This is a genomic window from Bradyrhizobium sp. USDA 4516 (assembly GCF_054055915.1).
This window is the reverse complement of record NZ_JBSRXT010000001.1, coordinates 6,914,171-6,933,395: the sequence shown is the minus strand read 5'-3', so window position 1 is coordinate 6,933,395 and position 19,225 is coordinate 6,914,171. Positions and strand designations below refer to the sequence as shown.

The 19,225-nt window shown below is 65.3% G+C and carries 16 protein-coding genes; 9 read left to right on the top strand and 7 right to left on the bottom strand.

The annotated features are described in order from the left end of the window. Window positions 1–6 precede the first annotated feature (6 nt). The 3 genes from ACVI1L_RS31580 (at window position 7) to ACVI1L_RS31570 (ending at window position 3,459) form a co-directional block, all read left to right on the top strand. Entirely contained in the window at window positions 7–1,134 is a 1,128-nt protein-coding gene (locus ACVI1L_RS31580) for a branched-chain amino acid ABC transporter permease (RefSeq protein WP_456784668.1), read from the top strand. Between the two features lie 82 nt (window positions 1,135–1,216). After that, window positions 1,217–2,542: an ABC transporter substrate-binding protein gene (locus tag ACVI1L_RS31575; RefSeq protein ID WP_057019777.1), complete on the top strand. Its 1,326-nt coding sequence runs from the start codon at window positions 1,217–1,219 to the stop codon at window positions 2,540–2,542. Window positions 2,543–2,616: 74 nt separating this feature from the next. Continuing rightward, the gene (locus ACVI1L_RS31570; protein WP_057019776.1) at window positions 2,617–3,459 is read left to right on the top strand and encodes an ABC transporter ATP-binding protein; all 843 of its coding nucleotides are present in this window, start codon (window positions 2,617–2,619) and stop codon (window positions 3,457–3,459) included. Window positions 3,460–3,535: 76 nt separating this feature from the next. Here ACVI1L_RS31570 and guaB read toward each other — a convergent pair whose 3' ends face one another. Then, window positions 3,536–5,026: an IMP dehydrogenase gene (guaB, locus tag ACVI1L_RS31565; RefSeq protein ID WP_028344677.1), complete on the bottom strand. Its 1,491-nt coding sequence runs from the start codon at window positions 5,024–5,026 to the stop codon at window positions 3,536–3,538. 184 nt (window positions 5,027–5,210) lie between these two features. After that, complete coding sequence (locus tag ACVI1L_RS31560; protein ID WP_018271177.1) at window positions 5,211–5,462, bottom strand: hypothetical protein; 252 nt, start codon at window positions 5,460–5,462, stop codon at window positions 5,211–5,213. Window positions 5,463–5,601: 139 nt separating this feature from the next. On the opposite strand from ACVI1L_RS31560, the gene ACVI1L_RS31555 reads away from it, so the two are divergent. Continuing rightward, window positions 5,602–7,089: a DHA2 family efflux MFS transporter permease subunit gene (locus ACVI1L_RS31555; protein WP_028344675.1), complete on the top strand. Its 1,488-nt coding sequence runs from the start codon at window positions 5,602–5,604 to the stop codon at window positions 7,087–7,089. A gap of 66 nt (window positions 7,090–7,155) precedes the next feature. Here ACVI1L_RS31555 and ACVI1L_RS31550 read toward each other — a convergent pair whose 3' ends face one another. The 3 genes from ACVI1L_RS31550 to ACVI1L_RS31540 all read right to left on the bottom strand — a co-directional run bounded on the left by ACVI1L_RS31550 (window position 7,156) and on the right by ACVI1L_RS31540 (window position 9,583). Continuing rightward, complete coding sequence (locus tag ACVI1L_RS31550; protein WP_156436486.1) at window positions 7,156–7,437, bottom strand: hypothetical protein; 282 nt, start codon at window positions 7,435–7,437, stop codon at window positions 7,156–7,158. A 246-nt stretch (window positions 7,438–7,683) separates the two neighbouring features. Next, window positions 7,684–8,373, bottom strand: coding sequence for an RlmE family RNA methyltransferase (locus ACVI1L_RS31545; protein WP_456784667.1), 690 nt, complete (start codon window positions 8,371–8,373; stop codon window positions 7,684–7,686). 166 nt (window positions 8,374–8,539) lie between these two features. Next, window positions 8,540–9,583, bottom strand: coding sequence for a Ppx/GppA phosphatase family protein (locus ACVI1L_RS31540; RefSeq protein ID WP_310882393.1), 1,044 nt, complete (start codon window positions 9,581–9,583; stop codon window positions 8,540–8,542). A gap of 217 nt (window positions 9,584–9,800) precedes the next feature. Here ACVI1L_RS31540 and ACVI1L_RS31535 point away from each other — a divergent pair, with 217 nt between their 5' ends. Next, complete coding sequence (locus ACVI1L_RS31535) at window positions 9,801–12,173, top strand: xanthine dehydrogenase family protein molybdopterin-binding subunit (RefSeq protein WP_456784666.1); 2,373 nt, start codon at window positions 9,801–9,803, stop codon at window positions 12,171–12,173. Window positions 12,174–12,339: 166 nt separating this feature from the next. Here the strand turns inward: ACVI1L_RS31535 and ACVI1L_RS31530 are convergent, their stop codons facing one another. Beyond that, window positions 12,340–13,143 (bottom strand): hotdog family protein, encoded by an 804-nt coding sequence (locus ACVI1L_RS31530; protein WP_168855677.1) that lies wholly within the window; start codon window positions 13,141–13,143, stop codon window positions 12,340–12,342. A 135-nt stretch (window positions 13,144–13,278) separates the two neighbouring features. Between ACVI1L_RS31530 and ACVI1L_RS31525 the strand changes: the two genes are divergently transcribed. From ACVI1L_RS31525 to ACVI1L_RS31515, 3 genes are all read left to right on the top strand, one after another. Beyond that, window positions 13,279–13,779 carry a YaiI/YqxD family protein gene (locus tag ACVI1L_RS31525; RefSeq protein WP_168855678.1) on the top strand — a complete coding sequence of 167 codons (501 nt, stop codon included), beginning with the start codon at window positions 13,279–13,281 and terminating at the stop codon, window positions 13,777–13,779. 4 nt (window positions 13,780–13,783) lie between these two features. Further along, on the top strand, window positions 13,784–15,601 hold the full coding sequence (locus ACVI1L_RS31520; protein ID WP_456784665.1) for an ABC-F family ATP-binding cassette domain-containing protein: 1,818 nt from the start codon (window positions 13,784–13,786) through the stop codon (window positions 15,599–15,601). A 127-nt stretch (window positions 15,602–15,728) separates the two neighbouring features. Then, entirely contained in the window at window positions 15,729–16,808 is a 1,080-nt protein-coding gene (locus ACVI1L_RS31515; RefSeq protein WP_028335030.1) for a D-TA family PLP-dependent enzyme, read from the top strand. Window positions 16,809–16,919: 111 nt separating this feature from the next. Here the strand turns inward: ACVI1L_RS31515 and ACVI1L_RS31510 are convergent, their stop codons facing one another. Then, the gene (locus ACVI1L_RS31510; protein WP_057019769.1) at window positions 16,920–17,822 is read right to left on the bottom strand and encodes a LysR family transcriptional regulator; all 903 of its coding nucleotides are present in this window, start codon (window positions 17,820–17,822) and stop codon (window positions 16,920–16,922) included. 93 nt (window positions 17,823–17,915) lie between these two features. Here ACVI1L_RS31510 and ACVI1L_RS31505 point away from each other — a divergent pair, with 93 nt between their 5' ends. After that, entirely contained in the window at window positions 17,916–19,133 is a 1,218-nt protein-coding gene (locus tag ACVI1L_RS31505; protein ID WP_057019768.1) for an MFS transporter, read from the top strand. The last annotated feature ends 92 nt before the right edge of the window (window positions 19,134–19,225 follow it).

The following is a 19,225-nucleotide window of genomic DNA, read 5'->3' as shown; positions in this document are numbered from 1 at the left end:
GTCGTTGTGCTCTATCGCGAAGCTGGCCAGTTCAAGGCGACCTATGCGGAGGATATGGCGATCTTCCCGATCCGGCAGGATCGTATCGCCCTCGCCGTCTTGCTCGCGATTGCTTTCATTGGCGTGCCGCTGTTGGCCACCTTCCGGATCTGGCCGTTCGGCACCGACTATCTGTTGTGGGCCATCCTGCTGCCCTTCCTCATCCTGGCGCTCGCCGCCATCGGGACGAACATTCTCGTCGGCTATTGCGGCCAGATTTCGCTCGGCAGCGGCGCGTTCATGGCCATCGGCGCCTATTCCGCCTACAAGCTGGCGACCGGCGTTCATATCCCGCTTGCCTGGCTTGGCTTCGCGATCGCGATCCCACCGTTGCCCGTGCTGGCATCCATTCTGCTTGGCGGGCTCATGGCGGCGGGTGCCGGAATCCTGTTCGGCATTCCCAGTCTCCGGATCAAGGGTCTCTACCTGGCGGTCGCAACGCTCGCCGCGCAGTTCTTCTTCGATTGGGCCTTCCTGCGGCTCCCGTGGTTCACCAACTACGCCCCGTCGGGATCAGTGAATGCGCCGGAACTGGATTTCTTCGGTATGGTCGTTCGCTCGCCGGTCGAGCGCTACCTGCTGTGCCTGCTCTTCGCGACCGTGATGGCGGTGTTGGCGAAAAATCTCGTGCGCGGCAATCTCGGCAGGCAGTGGATGGCGATCCGCGACATGGATATCGCCGCCGAGCTGATCGGCATCAGGCCGCTTTATGCAAAACTGACGGCTTTCGCGGTCTCTTCGTTCATCATCGGGGTGGCGGGTGCGCTCTGGGCGTTCGTCTACCTCGGTTCATGGGAGCCGCTCGCGTTCTCGATCGACCGCTCGCTTGAGCTTCTGTTCATGGTCATCATCGGCGGGCTCGGCTCGATCATGGGTTCGTTCATCGGAGCAGCGTTCATCCTCATCGTGCCGATCATGCTGAATGTGATTCCGACCAAGCTCGGCCTGCCACTGTCGACGCAAACGATCACTCACCTCCAGTTCATCATCTTCGGATCCTTGATCTGCTATCTGCTCATCAAGGAACCCCATGGCTTCGCCCGGCTGATCTCGATCGGCAAGGAGAAGCTCAGGCTTTGGCCGTTTCCCTATTGAGGCAGTGATCGTGCCTTGATCGCAATCGGGTGACGGCCGCCGACAACGGAGAGGAAGGAAGTACCGCAAGGAGGATATCAATATGGCAAGTATTGCACGCAGGTTACTGATACTCGCGATCGCCTTGGCCGGCGCGGCGCTTAGCGCACCGGCCGCAGCGCAAAACGAACAGTTCATCCCAATTCTGTCCTACCGGACCGGACCGTACGCTGTGAACGGCGCGCCCTACGCAAACGGCGTGGTAGACTATTACAACCTGATCAATGAACGTGACGGCGGCATCAACGGCGTCAGGATTCTGATCGAGGAATGCGAGACGGGCTACGCGACCGACAAGGGAGTGGAGTGTTACGAGCGTCTCAAGAGCAAAGGACCAACCGGCGCGGCCTTCATCAATCCGCTGTCGACCGGGATCACCTTCGCACTCACCGAAAAGACCGCGGCTGACAAGATCCCGATCATTACGATGGGGTATGGCCGTGCCGATTCCAAGAACGGCGCGGTGTTCGCATATAATTTTCCATTGCTCGGCACGTATTGGTCCGCGGCCGACATCGCGATCCAGCACGTCGCCAAGGAACTCGGCGGCTTCGACAAGCTGAAAGGCAGGAAGATTTCGCTGCTGTACCATGACAGCCCCTACGGCAAAGAGCCAATTCCGATGCTGCAGGTGCTGGCGCAGAAGTACGGCTTTGAGTTCACGCCGATTCCCGTCACGCATCCCGGCGTCGAGCAGAAGTCGCAATGGCTGGCGATCCGCCAGCACCGGCCGGACTATGTCCTGGTCTGGGGCTGGGGCGTCATGAACAGCACGGCAATCAAGGAAGCGGCCGCCGTCGCCTATCCGCGCGACAAGATGATCGGTGTTTGGTGGTCAGGCGCGGAGCCGGATGTGACGCCGGCGGGCGATCAGGCCAGCGGCTACAAATCGTTGATGCTTCAGCATGGCGCAGGAAAATTCCCCGCGCACGCCGACATAGAGAAGTACGTCTACGCCAAGGGAAAGGGTTCGACAGAACCTGGCAAGATCGGCGAAGTTCTCTACAACCGCGGCATCACGAATGCCATGCTCGGCGTAGAGGCGATCCGCAAGGCGCAAGAAAAATTCGGCAAGCAACCGCTGACGGGCGAGCAGGTCCGTTGGGGGCTTGAGAACCTCATACTCACCGATGCACGAATCAAGGAGCTCGGCTTTGAGGGAATGTTGAAGCCGGTCAGCATTTCCTGCTCCGACCACGAAGGCGCGCGCTACGGGCGCGTCCAGCAATGGGATGGCAAGGGTTGGAAAGTGATCTCCGACTGGTACACGGCTGACGAATCGCTCATCGAACCGCTCGTCGCCGACGTGTCCGCGAAGTATGCCGCGGAGAAGAAGATCAAGCCGCGCGACTGCGCGAAAGAAACCTGACCCGTGCGAGTGATCCGGGAGGCAGGATTGCCTGCTCCCGGATCGCAGCCCCTGCTCGGTTTGGAGGTCTGCGCATGTCAATCGCCAAGGTCGTCACCGCTGCGACGGAAGCGGCAGCGCTGATTTTATCGGTCAACAATATCGAGGTTGTCTACGATCACGTCATTCTCGTGTTGAAGGGCGTCTCGCTGGAGGTCCCGCGAGGCGGCATTGTTGCGCTTCTCGGCGCCAACGGCGCCGGCAAGACGACGACGCTGAAGGCGGTCTCCAATCTGCTGCACGCAGAGCGCGGCGAGGTCACCAAGGGCTCGATCCTGTTCAACGGCGTCGAGGTGAAGTCCCTGTCGCCAAACGAGGTGGTGCGACGCGGCTGCATCCAGGTGATGGAGGGGCGGCGCGCCTTCCCTCATCTGACGGTCGAGGAGAACATCCTGACCGGCGCCTTTACACGGACGGACGGCAAGCTCGCGATCGCGCAGGACCTTGAACGTGTCTACGCTTATTTCCCCCGCCTCAAAGAGCGACGCAGTTCCACCGCCGGCTATACGTCGGGCGGCGAACAGCAGATGTGCGTGATTGGCCGCGCGCTGATGTCGCGCCCGAAGATGATCCTGCTCGACGAACCATCGATGGGCCTCGCGCCGCAGATCGTCGAAGAGATCTTCGAGATCGTGAAGGATCTCAACGCCAGGGAAGGTGTGTCGTTTCTTCTCGCCGAGCAGAACACCAATATGGCGCTCAGATATGCAAGCCACGGCTACATCCTCGAAAACGGCCGCGTGGTGATGGACGGCGAAGCGCACGCGCTCGCCGCAAATGAGGACGTCAAGGAGTTCTATCTTGGCGTCGCCGGAGAGAAGCGAAAATCATACCGCGATGTGAAGCACTACAAGCGACGCAAGCGCTGGCTCGCCTAGCGGATGATGGCATCCCGGAAATCCCGAGACTCCGGGTTCGGTCTTTCGGACCGCCCCGGAATGACGGTGCTGGGGCTTACACCCCGCCCGGATAGTTCGGGGCTTCGCGCGTGATGGTCACGTCGTGGACGTGGCTCTCGCGCAGGCCGGCGCCGGTGATGCGGACGAATTCGGCCTTGTCGTGGAAATCCTTGATGTCCTTGGCGCCGACATAGCCCATCGCCGCTCTGAGGCCGCCAGCGAGCTGGTGCATCACATTGCCGACCGGGCCCTTGTAGGGCACCTGGCCCTCGATGCCTTCGGGGACGAGCTTCAGCGTGTCCTTGATGTCCTGCTGGAAGTAGCGGTCGGCCGAGCCGCGCGCCATCGCGCCGACCGAGCCCATGCCGCGATAGGCCTTGTAGGAGCGGCCCTGCCACAGGAAGACTTCGCCCGGCGTCTCGTCGGTGCCGGCGAGCAGCGAGCCGACCATGGCGATGTCGGCACCGGCGGCGAGCGCCTTGGCGAGGTCGCCGGAATATTTGATGCCGCCGTCGGCGATCACGGGCACGTCGGCCTTCTTCGCCGCCGCGACCGCATCCATGATCGCGGTGAGCTGCGGCACGCCGACGCCGGCGACGATGCGCGTGGTGCAGATCGAGCCCGGGCCGATGCCGACCTTGATGCAGTCCGCGCCGGCATCGATCAGCGCCTGCGCGCCGCCCTCGGTCGCGACGTTGCCGGCCACCACCTGCACCGCGTTGGAGAGCCGCTTGATGCGGTTGACGGCATTGAGCACGTGGCGCGAATGGCCGTGCGCGGTGTCGACCACGACGACGTCGACGCCGGCATCGATCAGCCGCTCGGTGCGTTCATAGCCGGTCTCGCCGACCGTGGTGGCAGCGGCGACGCGCAGGCGGCCGTGCTCGTCCTTGCAGGCGAGCGGATGGGCGACCGCCTTCTCGATGTCCTTGACGGTGATCAGGCCGACGCAGCGATACTGGTCGTCGACGACGAGCAGCTTCTCGATGCGATGCTTGTGCAGCATCCGCTTCGCCTCGTCCTGGCCGACGCCCTCGCGCACCGTGACGAGGTTCTCGTGCGTCATCAGCTCCGAGACCTTCTGCCGGGGATCGCTGGCGAAACGCACGTCGCGGTTGGTCAGGATGCCGACCAGCTTGCCCGGCACGTTCTTGGCGGCACCGGTGACGACCGGAATGCCCGAGATGCCGTTCTCCTTCATCAGGGTCAGCGCATCGGCCAGCGTGGCGTCGGGGCCGATGGTCAGCGGATTGACCACCATGCCGGACTCAAACTTCTTGACCTGCCGCACCTGCGCGGCCTGCCCTTCCGGATCGAAGTTGCGGTGGATGACGCCGAGACCGCCGGCCTGCGCCATCGCGATCGCCATGCGCGCCTCGGTGACGGTGTCCATCGCGGACGCCATGATCGGAATGTTGAGCGAGATCGCGCGGGTGACGCGCGAGCGAATATCGACTTCCGAGGGAAGCACGTCGGACAAACCGGGCTTCAGCAGCACATCGTCGAACGTGAAGGCTTCGCGGATAGCCGGAAATCCCGTGGCCATTGCCAACTCCTTATATCTGCGGCCCAGCCGCGATGGTCTTACGGATGAACGCCGCCTGCGGCGACGCTCGCTGCGTCACCGTCGAATCGGCGCCCATCGGTGGGGTTGACGCTGGTCGATAGCATGGCGGCATGACGAATCAAAGTGTTTGCCAGCCATGCACAGGCCTTTTTAGGGGGCCGGTTTAGGGCGCCCGGTAACCCGGCGGCGGCCCATGGCGGCGGATCGCCTCGACCATTTCGCGATGGCGCCGGTCCTCGCGCTTCATGTGGACCGCGATCACGGCATGGGCCGACGGCACCAGCAGCAACACGTGGAAAAACAGCCCGAAAACCGCGCAAAACACGATCAGGACCAGATTAAAGATGGCCGAAAACGGCTGTCCGTTCAGGAGCAGTCCGATCGGCGGCAAGAGGGCGGCAAGGACGTAGATCACGGCGAACCTTTGGACACGGGCGGATGCATACCAGCGTCACGCAGGATTTAGGGCGTTTGGCCGGTTCCGCAATAGCGTGGCCGAGGGCAGGATGATATGGCCCGCTCGCCCGCCTTTTCAGCACAGCTGTCCTGTTTTGATGAACAAGCAACGCCTGATCCCGCTCATCGTGGCCACCGCCCTGTTCATGGAGAACATGGACTCCACGGTGATCGCGACCTCGCTGCCGGCGATCGCCGCCGATATCGGCACCAGCCCGCTGACGCTGAAACTGGCGATCACCTCCTACCTGCTGTCGCTCGCGGTGTTCATCCCGGCGAGCGGCTGGACCGCGGACCGCTTCGGCGCCCGCATCGTGTTTGCCGGCGCCGTCGGCGTGTTCATGCTGGGCTCGATCGGCTGCGCACTGTCGTCCTCGGTGACCGATTTCGTGTTCGCCCGCATCCTGCAGGGCCTCGGCGGGGCGATGATGACCCCGGTCGGTAGGCTGGTGCTGCTGCGCTCGGTCGACAAGAGTGCGCTGGTCAACGCGATGGCCTGGGTGACGGTCCCGGCGCTGATCGGCCCGGTGATCGGGCCGCCGCTCGGCGGCTTCATCACCACCTATTTCTCCTGGCACTGGATCTTCCTGATCAACATCCCGATCGGGCTGCTCGGCATCTTTCTGGCGCTGAAATACATCGACCCGATCAAGAGCGAGGATCCCGAGCGCTTCGATCTCGTGGGACTGGTGCTGGCCGGGATCGGCCTCGCCGGCATCGCCTTCGGGCTGTCGGTGGCCGGGCTCAATCTGCTGCCGTGGCCGATCGTCGCCGCGCTGGTCGGGGTCGGCACGGTATCGATGACGCTTTACGTCATCCACGCGCGGCGAACCGGCTCGCCGGTGCTCGATTTCGGCTTGCTGCGGCTGCCGACCATGCGCGCGTCGATCGTCGGCGGCTTCATGTTCCGGCTCGGCATCGGCGCGCTACCGTTCCTGCTGCCGCTGTTGATGCAGGTCGGCTTCGGCCTGTCGCCGTTCCAGTCCGGTCTCGTCACCTTTGCGTCGGCGGTCGGCGCCATGGGGATGAAGACGCTGGCGGCGCGCATCATCCGCGCCTTCGGCTTCCGCAACATGATGACCGTCAACGCGGTGGTCAGTTCGGCCTTCCTCGCCGCCTGCGCCTTGTTCACAATCTCGACGCCGCTGATGCTGATCTTCACCATCCTGGTGGTCGGCGGCTTCTTCCGCTCGCTGCAATTCACCGCGATCAACACCGTGGCCTATGCCGAGGTCGAGGCGCCGCAGATGAGCCGGGCCACCACTCTGGTCAGCGTCAACCAGCAGCTCGCGGTGTCCGCCGGCGTCGCGGTCGGCGCGTTCTCGGTTGAAACCACGCTGGCGCTGCATCACCAGACCGAACTCTCCGCCGACGTGTTCGCGCCCGCCTTCATCGTGGTATCGTTGATCTCGGCGGCCTCGGCCTGGTTCTTCTGGCAGATGCCGGCTGAGGCCGGCAACGAGATCGCCGGCCGCAAGGCGATCGACATCTCGAGCCGCAAGGGCGCCGAGAAGCGCGCCGCGACCGAAGCCGTCAAGGTCGCGACCGAGGACACCCAGAACGCGCGCGATCAACGCCTCGGCTAGTCGATCGAACGAGCCGTTCCCGAGGCACGGACACCGCGAGTCGCCGTCAGGGTCACGACCAGACCATCAGGGGTGGCCGGTCATTCCGCCTGGCTGTTTTCGATCCGGACGTTCGATCAGTTCGTATGTGGGAACGTGGGTCGCTTCCAGCCACGATTCCAGCGCTGCTCCGCAGACCGTGCAGATCGCATCACCCGTATGCGGCACCAAGAACTTCTCTTCGGTGCGTCTGTACTCGGCGCCGCAATTGCATTGAACAATGGTCGCCATGTGGGAAATATGCGCTTGCGTCGGCCGATTTTCTAGTCCGGCGCGAAACGGCCCCGGTGCGCGAAACTGACGCTGCATCAAGGCCGCCAACCCGTGGGGGGTTTTCTCCCGGTGGGCTTGGGGGGCATTGGCCGGGAGCAAAGGAGTCGACTCCAGCCGCGCGCCAAGGTTCCCGCCCGTCACTATGAAATGTATTTCTATGTGCTCGGTCTATCACCGTCATCCTGCGGTGGCCGCTTCTTCGGCGGCCCTCGAAGGATCGACGGGCACCAGCCGGGCCGCGCACCCTTCGAGGGCTCGCCCAGCGGCGCAAAGCGCCGCGATTTATCGCTCGTTCACCTGTCCGCGAAATCCCGTCGCCAGCACATAGCGCTCCGACGAATCCTGCCGGCTGGCGGCCGGCTTGACGTGGCGGACGGTGGCGAAATCGCGCTTCAGCTGCGCCACCAGCTCGGCGTCGGCCCCGCTCTGGAACACTTTTGCCAGGAACGTGCCGCCGGGATTGAGCACTTCGCCGGCGAAATGCGCGGCGGTCTCGACCAGGCCGATGATGCGGAGCTGATCGGTCTTGCGATGGCCGGTGGTGTTGGCGGCCATGTCGGACATCACGATGTCGGCGCGGCCGCCCATCATCGCGATCAGCTTCTCCGGCGCGTCGTGGTCGAGGAAGTCGAGCTGCGCGAAGGTGACGCCGGGAATCTCGCCCATCTCCAAGAGATCGATCGCGACCACCTTGCCCTTGCCGTCGGCTGCTCCTGTCCGCTTGGCCGCGATCTGGCTCCAACCGCCGGGCGCCGCGCCGAGGTCGACCACGGTCACGCCCGGCTTGAGCAGACGATATTTGTCGTCGATCTCGAGCAGCTTGAAAGCTGCGCGGGAGCGGTAGCCCATCGCCTTGGCCTTGGCGACATAGGGATCGTTGAGCTGGCGCTCGAGCCAGAGTTTTGACGAAAGCTTGCGCTTGCCGCCGCTCTTGACCGTGACGTGCAGCCGCCCGGTAGTGTCTTTCGCCATACTGCTTCTCTACTCCCTCGCCCCGCTCTTGCGGGGAGAGGGTTGGGGTGAGGGAATGTTTCCGCAATGAAGATGAGAGATGCGCTCGTGGAGAGTTCCCCTCACCCGGATTGCATTGACATGCAATCCGGCCTCTCCCCGCAAGCGGGGCGAGGCAAGGGAAGCTTTAGCACGCCCGCAGCGCGCCGTCCTCGCGCATCATCTCGACCAGCATGCCTTCGCGCAGGCCGCGATCGGCAACGCGGAGCCGCGGCATCGGGAACGCGTTGCGGATCGCATCGAGGATCGCGCAGCCGGCGAGCACCAGATCGGCGCGCTCGACGCTGATGCAGTTGTTGTTGACGCGAGCCTCATAGCTCATGCCGAGCAGCTTCTGGATCGTCGCGGTGACGTCGCAATCGTTCATCCAGATGCCGTCGATGCGGCGGCGGTCGTAGCGCGACAGGTTGAGGAACACGCCGGCGAGCGTGGTCACGGTGCCGGAGGTGCCGAGCATGTGCATGTCGCGCAGATCCTTGCCGTGCTCGGCCGCGAACGGCGCGACGTGCCGCGCAACCTCATCGATCATTCGCGCATACATATCCCTGGTGACGTTCTTGCCGCCGAAATGTTCGGCCAGCGTGACGACGCCGAGCGGGATCGACATCCATGCCTTGATGCGTGGCGCCGCGTCGGGCGCGTTGGGGTCGCGCTCGATCCGCACCAGCTCGGTCGAGCCGCCGCCGATATCGAACAGGATGGCGCCCCGCCCCTTCGGATCGAGCAGCGGCGAGCAGCCGATCACCGCGAGCGTCGCCTCGGTCTCACGATCGATCACCTCGAGCTTGATGCCGGTCTCGGCCGCCACCCGCGCGCGGAAGCTCTCGGCATTGCCGGCGGCGCGGCAGGCCTCGGTGGCGATCAGGCGGAGCCGGCGCGCCTTGCGATAGCGAATCTTGTCGCTGCAGATGGCCAGTGCGGCAATCGCCCGCTCAATCGCGGCCTCGCTGATCGAGCCCGTGGCGGCGATGCCTTCGCCGAGCCTGATGATCCGCGAGAATGAATCGACCACGCGGAACCCGTCGCCAGTGGGACAGGCGATCAACAGCCGGCAATTGTTGGTGCCAAGGTCCAGCGCGGCGTAGACGCCACTTTCCGCCGCCGCCGCAACCAACCCTGGCGGAGCTTCGCTGGCCAGGGGGCCGTCGCAAAGCCGCACATGGTCGTTCATCAAAACTGTCTTTCCGCGGGACCCCAGGGGATCCGTAGGATCCTTTAGGCCCGCCGAATAATTATCGTTCACGGAAACTTTAGCAGCGTCAAAGCCCTACGCAAACTCCGTTCACATTGGGTCCATGCCCAATCGGGCGTTGTCGTTAAGGGGGGTGTGCGTTATCTCCTCAGCGCCCCCAAACTCCAGCAAATCCGGGCATTTCAGGTCATTTTCGATGCAAGATCACACGCCGCCTGCCTCCCTCGAAAACGCTATCGCACTGCAAAAATACGGTGTCGGACAGCCTGTTCGACGAAAGGAGGACGACACCCTGGTGCGGGGCAAGGGCAAATACACCGACGATTTCTCGCTGCCCGGCCAGGCCTATTGCTGGATGGTTCGCTCCTCGCATGCCCATGGAATCATCAAGGGGGTCGATACGGCGGCCGCCAAGGCGATGCCCGGCGTGCTCGGGGTCTGGACCGGCGCCGACCTTGCGGCCGCCGGCTACAACCCCTTCACCTGCGGCCTGCCGCTGAAGAACCGCGATGGCTCGCCGCTCAAGCAGACCAACCGCCCCGCGCTGGTGACCGACAAGGTGCGCTTCGTCGGCGATCCCGTCGCCTTCGTGGTGGCGGAGACCGCGGCGCAGGCGCGCGATGCCGCCGAGGCCGTCGAGGTCGATATCGAGCCGCTGCCCGCGGTGACCGACGCAGCTGAAGCCGCCAGGCCCGGCGCGCCGCAGCTCTACGACGACATCCCCGATAACGTCGCGCTCGACTATCACTATGGCGACGCCGCCAAGATCGAGGCGGCGTTCGCCGGCGCGGCGCACGTCACCAAGCTCGACATCGTCAACACCCGCGTCGCCGTGGTCTCGATGGAGCCGCGCGTCGCCCTCGCCCATTACGACAAGAAAACCGAACGCTTCACGCTGCAGGTGCCGACCCAGGGCGTCTCCGGCAACAAGGCGATCCTGGCACGCCTGCTCAACGTGCCCGCCGACAAGGTCCGCATCCTCACCGGCAATGTCGGCGGCTCGTTCGGGATGAAGAACCTCAACTATCCCGAATACACCTGCATCGCGCATGCTGCGCGTGAACTGGGCCGCCCGGTGAAGTGGCTGGACGAGCGCTCGACCAGCTTCCTCTCCGACAGCCAGGGCCGCGCGCAGCTGATCCATGCCGAGCTCGCGCTCGATGCCGACGGCAAGTTCCTCGCGGTGCGGCTGTCCGGCTACGGCAATCTCGGCGCCTACATCACCGGCGTCGCGCCGGGCCCGCTGTCGCTCAACACCGGCAAGAACCTCGCCAGCGTCTATCGCACGCCGCTGCTCGGCGTCGACATCAAGACGGTCCTGACCAACACCACGCTGATGGGCGCCTATCGCGGCGCCGGCCGGCCCGAGGCCAATTACTACATGGAGCGGCTGATCGATGCGGCCGCCGACGAGATGGGCATCAACCGCTTCACGCTGCGCAAGCGCAACTTCATCAAGCCGTCGCAGCTGCCGTTCCCGGCGGCGTCCGGCGTCACCTATGACAGCGGCGATTTCGCCGGTGTGTTCCAGAAGGCGCTGGAGATCTCCGACTATGAGAACTTCGCCAAGCGCAAGAAGGAGAGCAAGAAGAGCGGCAAGCTGCGCGGTATCGCCGTCGGCTCCTATCTCGAGGTCACCGCGCCGCCGAGCGGCGAGCTCGGCAAGATCAGCTTCGAGCCCGATGGCTCGGTGAAGCTCACCACCGGCACGCTGGATTACGGCCAGGGCCACGCCACGCCGTTCGCGCAGGTGCTGTCTGACCGGCTCGGCGTGCCCTTCGAGAAGATCACCCTCGAACAGGGTGACAGCGATCTGGTGCGCTTCGGCAACGGCACCGGCGGCTCGCGCTCGATCACCGCAACGGGGCAAGCGATCGTCGAGGCCTCGGCGCTCGTCGTCGAGAAGGGCAAGAAGGCGGCCGCGCACATGCTGGAGGCCTCCGAGGCCGACATCGAATTCGGCGCCGGCCGCTTCACCATCGCCGGCACCGACCGCTCGATCGGCATCATGGAGCTCGCCGAGCGGATGCGCGCCGGCAAGATGCCGGAAGGCACGCCGGAGACGCTCGACGTCGATCACGCCACCAAGGAGACGGCGTCGACCTTCCCGAACGGCTGCCACGTCGCCGAGGTCGAGATCGATCCGGACACCGGCGTGACGCGGATCGTGCGCTACTCCGCGGTCAACGATTTCGGCGTCGTGGTCAATCCGATGATCGTCGCGGGCCAGCTGCACGGCGGCGTCGCGCAGGGCATCGGCCAGGCGCTGATGGAGGAAATCAGCTACGACGCCTCCGGCCAGCCGATCACCGGCTCATTCATGGACTATGCGCTGCCGCGCGCCGGCGACGTGCCGTCGATGCTGGTCGGCGATCATCCCTCGCCGGCGAAATCCAACCCGCTCGGCACCAAGGGCTGCGGCGAGGCCGGCTGCGCCGGCAGCCTCGTCTGCATCGTCAACGCCGTGGTCGACGCGCTGTCAGAGTACGGCATCAAGCATATCAACATGCCGCTGACGCCGGAACGCGTCTGGCGCGCGATCCAGGACGCCAAGGCGAGCGTGGCATAAGGGCCCTCCTGCTCCCTCGCCCGCTCTTGCGGGGAGAGGGCTGGGGTGAGGGGCTCCATCCGGCGAGCAAGGTCGTTGTAACTGGAATTGTGCCTTGCCCCTCAACCGGATCGCATCTGCGATGCGATCCGACCTCTCCTCGTGAAGAACGGGGAGAGGTGGAAAGTTACGCCGCGGCCTGCTCGCGCGGCTGGGTGATCGCGATATGCCAGCAATGCGCGAGCGGGGTGCCATTGCCGAGCACCAGCGCGTCGAGCTCGACGAAGCGGTGGCCCTTCTTGTCGTAATTGCCCGTCACCTTGGCGCGCGCGGTCAGCTCGTCGCCGATCTTGCCCGCCGACAGCAGCTGCATGCGGGTGCCGACATGGATCCAGGGCCCGAGGATCGCGTTGTCGACCAGGACCTTGTTCATCACCCGCGGCAGCAGGCCGGGATGGCCGAGACCTTCGCGCAGGTAGATCGGGTCGGTCTCCCGGATATCGGCGAGATACTCCTTCGCGGCATCACCCGACCAGTCGCGCGGGATGGTGCCGAGCCACTTGCCCTCTTCATAGGACGACGCGCTGACCGGCTTGCGCTCGGCGACAGCTGCGACCTGCTTGTAGTCGCCGAGCACGAATTTCGGCGCGGATGCCGGCAGCGACGCGGTGCCGGTGGCGCAGAGCTCGCCGCGGCTGTGGAGCTCGATCGTCAGCCCATTGCCGGTCTCCTGTCCGGTCAATTCCGCGATCTCGCCGTCATAGACCGGCTTGACGAAGCGCGCCTCGATCAGGCCGCGCGCGAGGAAATCGCGGCCCCATTTCTCGACCGGCAGATGCATCATGTAGGCCATCACGTCGACGCCTGGCACCAGTCCGCCGGAAAAGCCGAACTTCCGCGCCACCGTGTCGTCGTGGATCTTGTTCTCCGACAGTTTCGAGGTGTTGTACGCCGAGACGCGGTAGGTCAGCGAAGCCGTCTTCGAATCCATGGGGTTTCCCCTTATTTCCGTTGTTTTTCTCAGGCAATCGTAGTCGAACCGGTCAGCCTGACAAGCCTCTCGTTTTGCTCGCAATTTTCCGCCCGATGGAGTACACGCAGGCCGCGCCTGCCAACCCTGGAATCGATGACTGAAACCCCTGCTCCCACCCGCATCTATGTCGACGCCGACGCCTGCCCGGTGAAGGACGAGATCTATCGCGTCGCGATCCGGCTCGGCGTGCCCGTCAGCGTGGTCGCGGGCAATTTCATCCGCGTGCCGCAGGATCCGCTGATCGAGCGCATTGCCGCCGGTTCCGGCATGGATGCCGCCGACGACTGGATCGCGGAACGCGCGCATGAAGGCGACGTCGTGATCACGGCGGACATTCCGCTGGCGAGCCGCTGCGTCAAGGCCGGCGCCGATGTGATCGCGCCGAACGGCAAGCCGTTCACCGAACAGTCGATCGGCATGACGCTTGCGGTGCGCAATCTGATGACCGATCTGCGCTCGTCGGGCGAGATCACCGGCGGGCCGAAATCATATTCGCCGCGCGACCGCTCGACCTTCCTGTCGACGCTCGACCAGACCATCCGCCGTATCCAGCGCCGCCGCGCCGAGCAGGCGCAGGCGAGCGAGCCGGGTTAGCGCAATGGCTCCGCCTCCTCTCATCCAGCTCAAGGACATCAGCCTGACCTTCGGCGGCACGCCGCTGCTGACGGGCGTCGAGCTCTCGGTCTCCGCCGGCGAGCGCGTCTGCCTGATCGGCCGCAACGGCTCCGGCAAGTCGACTCTGCTGCGGATCGCGGCCGGCCTGGTCGAGCCTGACGCCGGCAGCCGCTTCGTACAGCCCGGCGCCACCATCCGCTATCTGCCGCAAGAGCCGGATTTCGGCGAGCACAACACGACGCTCGCCTATGTCGAGGCCGGCCTCGGCCCCGGCGACGACCACTACCAGGCCCGCTATCTGCTTGAGCAGCTCGGCCTCAGCGGCGAGGAAGATCCCGCGCTTGTCTCCGGCGGCGAGGCGCGCCGCGCGGCGCTGGCGCGCGTGCTGGCGCCCTCGCCCGATATCCTGCTGCTCGACGAGCCGACCAACCATCTCGACCTGCCGACCATCGAATGGCTCGAGGGCGAACTGGAAAGCCGGCGCTGCGCGCTGGTGCTGATCAGCCACGACCGCCGCTTCCTCACCAATCTGTCGCGCACCACGGCCTGGCTCGACCGTGGCCAGATCCGGCAGATCGAGCGCGGCTTCGGCGCCTTCGAGGCGTGGCGCGACGAGGTGCTGGCGGAGGAAGAGCGCGAGCAGCACAAGCTCGACCGCAAGATCGTCAACGAGGAGCACTGGCTGCGCTACGGCGTCTCCGGTCGCCGCAAGCGCAACGTCAAGCGGCTCGGCAATCTGCATGCGCTGCGCGACCAGCGCCGCAACTATCGCGGCGCCACCGGCAATGCCACGCTCGCCGCCGCCGAAGCCGAGAAGTCCGGCCGCCTGGTGATCGAGGCCAAGAACATCGCGAAGGCGTTCGGCGAGCGCAAGATCGTCGACGGCTTCTCGACCCGGATCCAGCGCGGCGACCGGCTCGGTATCGTCGGCCCGAACGGCGCCGGCAAGACCACATTGGTGTATCTGTTGATCGGCAACGATCCGCCCGACTCCGGTTCGGTGCGACTCGGGGCCAATATCGAGATGGCAACCCTCGACCAGCACCGCGAGAGCCTCGACCCGAAGCTGACGCTGGCTGAAGCCTTGACCGGCGGCCGCGGCGACCACGTCATGGTCGGCGACAAGTCGAAGCACGTCATCGGCTACATGAAGGATTTCCTGTTCGCGCAGGAGCAGCGCGGCACGCCGCTGGAAGCGCTCTCCGGCGGCGAGCGCGGCCGCCTGATGCTGGCGCGCGCGCTGGCCAAGCCGTCGAACCTCTTGATCCTGGACGAGCCGACCAACGACCTCGATCTCGAAACCCTCGACGTGCTCGAGGACATGCTCGGCGATTACGAAGGCACGGTGATCCTGATCAGCCACGACCGCGACTTCCTCGACCGCGTCGTGACGTCGGTGATCGTGCCCGAGGGCCAGGGCCGCTGGATCGAATATGCCGGCGGCTATTCCGACATGCTGACGCAGCGCGGCGCCGACGTGAAGCGCGAGACGGTGAAGGCGGATACCGCGACCGAAGAGAAGAAGGAAGCCAGGGCGGCAGCGCCCGAGGCAGCACCGCGGCGCCGGCTGAGCTTCAACGAGAAACACGCGCTGGAAACCTTGCCGAAGACCATCGACAAGCTGCACAACGAGATCGCCAAGCAGCAGAAGCTGCTCGACGATCCCGATCTCTATACGAAGGATCGCAAGACATTCGACGCCGCCTCGGCCGCGATCGCAAAGGCGCAGCAAGAGCTCGCTGCCGCCGAGGACCGCTGGCTCGAGTTAGAGGTGCTGCGCGAAGAGATCGAGCAGGCATGAACACAATGATTCTTGCCGTCATTGCGAGGAGCGGAGCGACGAAGCAATCCATGCATCTGCAAACGCGGACAGATGGATTGCTTCGCTCCGCTCGCAATGACGGAAACTCTGCAATGGAGCCACCCCGATGACGACGCCCCTCGCCGCCAAGATCGCCAAGGAATACGGCACGCCCTGCGCCGTGATCGACATGGACCGGGTCGAGCGCAACATCGCACGCATCCAGAAGGCCTGCGACGAGGCCGGCGTCGCCAACCGTCCGCACATCAAGACGCACAAGAACCCGATGCTGGCGCAGCTGCAGATCAAGGCCGGCGCCAAAGGCATCACCTGCCAGAAGCTCGGCGAGGCCGAGATCATGGCGGACGCCGGCATCGACAACATCCTGATCAGCTACAATCTGCTCGGCGATGAGAAGATGGCGCGGCTTGGCGCGCTGCAAGGCAAGGCCAACGTCACTGTCGCGGCCGACAATTCGGTCGTGGTCGGCGACCTGCCGAAGGCGGCAGCCGCCTCCGGCAGGTCGCTCTCGGTGGTGGTCGAATGCGACACCGGCCGCAAGCGCGCCGGCGTCGAGACGCCGGCCGAGGCGATCGCGCTGGCGCGCGAGATCGCAGCCTCCAAGGGCCTCAGCTTCGCGGGCTTCATGCTGTATCCGACCGAGACCGGCTGGGCCGATGCGCAGAAATTCTATGACGAGGCGCTAGCCGGCGTGCGCGCCCATGGCCTCGACGCGACCATCGTCTCCACCGGCGGCACGCCGAACCTGAAGAATCTCGGCAAGCTGAAGGGCGGCACCGAGCATCGCTTCGGTACCTACATCTACAACGACCGCATGCAGGTCGCGGCCGGCGTCGCGACCTGGGACGATTGCGCGCTGCATATTTATTCCACCGTCGTCAGCCGCGCCGGCCCCGAGCGCGGCATCCTCGATGCCGGCTCCAAGACGCTGACCTCGGACACCGGCGGCCTCGAAGGCCACGGCCTGATCCTCGAACATCCGGAGGCCAGGATCGCGCGCTTCGCCGAGGAGCACGGCTTCCTCGATCTCTCCCGCAGCAACACCCGCCCCAATGTCGGCGACGTGGTGCGGATCGTGCCCAATCACGTCTGCGTCGTCGTCAATATGATGGACGAGGTCGTGATGGTGCGCGGTGACGAGATCATCGGTGCGTTGCCGGTGACGGCGCGGGGCAAGCTGCGGTAGCCGCATACACAGACCTTGTAGGATGGGTAGAGCGTAGCGAAACCCATCATGTCACTGCGGATCGAAGTTGATGGGTTTCGCTTCGCTCTACCCATCCTACGAACTCCGCATTTACTCCCGCATCAGCGCCTGCAGCTCGCGGTCCAGCGCCGCGCGAAACACCTCGATCGGCCGCGCCAGGCGGCCGGCCGGCGGGCGATGCACGATCCAGGCGCGGACTGCGGGATTGAAATCCGCGATCTTCACGGCCTTGAGCCGGCTACGGATCGGGCTTCGTTTCAGCGCCACCGGCGTCACGAGGCCGATGCCGAGCCCGCGCGCCACCAGCGACAGCCGCAGCTCGCTGTCGAGCGCCTCGACCGCGATGTTGAACGGCAGATGCGCCGCATCGAATTGACGCTTCAGCGTCTGGCGAAAGCCGCAGCCGTCCTGGTTGATCACCCATCCGGTCCGCGACAGCCATTCGAGATCGACCGACTTCGGCGTCTTCATGTCGCGCGCGACGACGAACACCACCGGCTGCGCGCCGAGATCGTCGGCCACGAGATCGTCGGGCGGCGCGGTGCCGTCAGGCAAACAGATTGCAGCGGCATCGAGCTCGTTGCGGCTGACCCGCTCCATGTGGTTGGGCGACCAGCCGGAGACGACGCGCACCGCCAGCGCCGGAAATTCGCCGCGCACCGCATCGAGCGGTCCGGTCAGCCCGGCCTCCGACAAAAACGGTGTCAGGCCGAGCCTGAACTCGCCGCGCACCACGCCGTCATTGGCGACGCCTGACTTGAGGTCGTCGAGCATGCGCAGCAGCCGGCGGCCCTGCTCATAGGCTTCGATTCCCGCCGCCGTCGGCTTCAGCGGCTTGGATAGCCGGTCGAGCAGCTGCGCGCCGAGCATCTCCTCGAGATTCTGGATCCGCCGCGTCACGCCGGGCTGGGTCAGGTTCAGCCGCGCCGAGGCCGCGACGATCGATCCGGTCTCGACCACGGCGACGAACGCCACGAGGTCATGGGTGTTCATAATAATCTCGCATATTCTTCATCATCTTATTTGAATTGTAGCATATTATCCCGATCCCCTAAAGGGGGCCTCGCCACTCCATCGCGAGGTCCCATGACCATCTCCGAAGCCACCAAACTCTCCCCGGCGCGCACCGTCGCCGTGCGTCCGCTGATCTGGATCGGCGCCATCACGACCGGCACCGTCGTCACCAATCTCTTTGCGCCGCAGATTCTCGTCGGTCTGATGGGCCGCTCGCTCGGCATGACCGCGCTAGAGGCCGGCCTGATCTCGACGTTGACCCTGCTCGGCTACGCGCTCGGGCTGCTGCTGCTGGTGCCGCTGGTCGACCTCGTCGAGAACAAGCGGCTGATCCTGCGCACGCTGGCCTGCGCTATCGTCGCGGCGATCGGCACCGCGATGGCGCCGACGCCGCTGATCCTGCTGGCCGCCACCTTCATCCTCGGCGCGTCGTGCGCCGCGATCCAGATGGTGGTGCCGCTGGTTGCGTCGATGGTGCCGCCGGAGCGCCGGGGACAGGCGATCGGCGATGTGATGAGCGGCCTGATGATCGGCATCCTGCTGTCGCGGCCGATGGCGAGCCTGATCGCGGACAGCTGGAACTGGCGCGGCTACTATGTCACCTCGGCCGTGCTGATGACGGTGCTCGCCGCAGCACTGGCGCGCACCCTGCCGACGCTGCAGCCGGCGGCGAAGGTCAGCTACGGCGCGCTGCTGCGTTCGTTCCCGACACTGCTGCGCGAGGAGCCGGTGCTGCGCGTCCGGTCCTGGACCGCGGCGCTGGTGATGGCCTCGTTCACCGCGTTCTGGGCCGCCGTGGCGCTACGCCTGCCGGACGCGCCGTTCAAGCTCGACGCCAGGGGCATCGCACTGTTCGCACTGATCGGCGTTGCCGGCGCCGTCGCGACGCCGCTGGCCGGCCGCTGGGGCGACCGTGGCCTGGCACGGCCGATGCTGATCGGCTCGCACCTGCTGATATCCGCATCGCTCGCGCTGTGCGCTTGGGCCGGCGTACTGGAGTCGCGGATTGCAGCACTCGTCGCGCTGAGCCTCGGCACCATCCTGCTCGATCTCGGCATCACCACCGACCAGACGCTCGGCCGCCGCGCCGTCAACCTGCTGCGCGCCGAGGCGCGCGGCCGGATCAACGGCCTGTTCGTGGCGCTGTTCTTCATCGGCGGCGCGGTGGGCGCGGCAGCGGCGTCCGCGGCGTGGAGCTTTGGTGGTTGGACCGCGGTGTGTGCGGTGGCTGCGGCGTTCGGTGTGCTTGGATTCATCACCGACCTCGCCACGAAGACCGGCTCGGAATGAGCCTATCCCGTAGGATGGGTAGAGCGCAGCAAAACCCATCATGCTTCCGCTGGGAAAAAAGTTGATGGGTTTCGCTTCGCTCTACCCATCCT